A 1,533-nucleotide genomic window follows, 5' to 3' on the forward strand; every position below is an offset into this window, starting at 1 on the left:
AACTCCATAAGTTTTCCTTTAAGGATTTTACGACCAAATCTGCGATTTGTGTCATTCCTCAATACTCATTTATCAATTCAACATTTTTATACTCGTTTATACCTCATCTTTAAATTAACATAAAAATCACCATTTCCAAAGCCTTATTGAAACAAATAGACTGAGAGTGTAACATATCTGTATATTAGGGATAAGGAGGTTTTGTTATGGATAAGAAATATTTGCTGATGATTGTATTGTTTGTTTTGGTAATGTTCACTGTAAATTATAGTATAGCCTCACAGTCTCAGTTGATGTCGCCGCTAAAGGAAAATATATCTGTAAGGGTGGAAGGGACAGTTCTTCGTTATCAAAGAGAATCTTTCTGGAGTAAGGATGCACTCCTAAGGATTTTGGACAAAAAGAGAGATTTTGAATCCAATCAGATTAAAAACTTTAAAGATGATCTATTTAAATATGGTGAAAGAGGAGAGTATGCTACTGGTCTTGATGTAGAATTCAATAAGGTGGCAAACTCAACCATATTGAGATGTGATGTTTTAGGAGTAGTGTCAAAAACTGGGAATAGCTATCAGGCTACATTCATGTGGCTGTTGAGACCTCTGGGATTGGATTTTATCAATAATAAGTTTAGTGAATCTAAGAACGGACTTTTTTGGAAAGGACAGATTGGTAGTATACCAACTACAGTAAAGGTTGAGTTGCCTCCCCAAAATTCTGCCTATGCTGCCTGGCATTATCCAAATGGCCATTGTCATGCCCATGCTTGGTGGATAGAATGAACGATCTGGATAAAAGAATTGAGGTTTTAGAAAAGGGTGGGGTAAGAGGTAAAACCTTGTTGGATATTGGAGCAGGTCCTTTATCTTTTATTGCGGCTAGAAGTTTTAATTGCAAGGTTACAAACATTGATGTTTCAAAACAGGCCTTGAGAGAAGCAAAGAAAGAGGCAAAAAAAGAAAAGCTGAATATTGAATTTGAGTATGCGGATGCAACCGATTTGCCTTATGAGGATAATACATTTGATATGGTTATAAGCTATGCCGCCTTACATCATATCAATGTAGTTAGAAGAAAGGATTTCATTTGTGAAACATATAGAGTGGCAAGGGAAAAACTTATCATAGCTGAATACAACAAAATGGGTTTCAATCAGGTTCATTCTATGGACAACTACGAAGCAGTAAACCTTGAATGGCTGGAAAAAGAGCTAAATATTTCAGGGGATGTGGAGAAATATTGTAGTAAATGGATGAACATATATATTTGTCATAAGGAGGCTTAAGATGAAGGTTACTCTCATTTATGATAATGAAGTTTACAAACGAGGTCTGCAGGCAGATTGGGGGTTTTCTTCCTTAATAGAGATAGAAAATACACCAAAAATCTTATTTGATACGGGAGCAAATGGGAGGATTTTGCTTTCCAATATGGAAAAACTCGACATTGATCCTAAATCCATCGAAGAGGTTTTTATTTCTCATGCTCACTGGGATCACATTGGAGGATTGTCAGATTTTTTAAAGGTAAACA

3 protein-coding genes are annotated in these 1,533 nt (G+C 35.6%); all 3 read left to right on the plus strand.

The window, feature by feature from the left end:
* Positions 1 to 206: 206 nt before the first annotated feature.
* Positions 207 to 782: a hypothetical protein gene (locus J7J10_01690; GenBank protein MCD6129653.1), complete on the plus strand. Its 576-nt coding sequence runs from the start codon at positions 207 to 209 to the stop codon at positions 780 to 782.
* On the plus strand, positions 779 to 1,285 hold the full coding sequence (locus J7J10_01695) for a class I SAM-dependent methyltransferase (GenBank protein MCD6129654.1): 507 nt from the start codon (positions 779 to 781) through the stop codon (positions 1,283 to 1,285). The genes J7J10_01690 and J7J10_01695 overlap by 4 nt, the downstream gene beginning before the upstream one ends.
* Before the next feature lies 1 nt (position 1,286).
* On the plus strand, positions 1,287 to 1,533 hold a 247-nt coding region (locus J7J10_01700), incomplete at its 3' end, for an MBL fold metallo-hydrolase (protein ID MCD6129655.1).

This window comes from Deltaproteobacteria bacterium (assembly GCA_021159305.1).
Classification (GTDB): domain Bacteria; phylum Campylobacterota_A; class Desulfurellia; order JAGGSF01; family JAGGSF01; genus JAGGSF01.

Excerpts from the sequence above, each read along its gene's own strand:
- J7J10_01690 (MCD6129653.1), top strand. The coding sequence starts at position 207 with ATGGATAAGAAATATTTGCTGATGATTGTATTGTTTGTTTTGGTAATG.
- J7J10_01695 (MCD6129654.1), top strand. The coding sequence starts at position 779 with ATGAACGATCTGGATAAAAGAATTGAGGTTTTAGAAAAGGGTGGGGTA.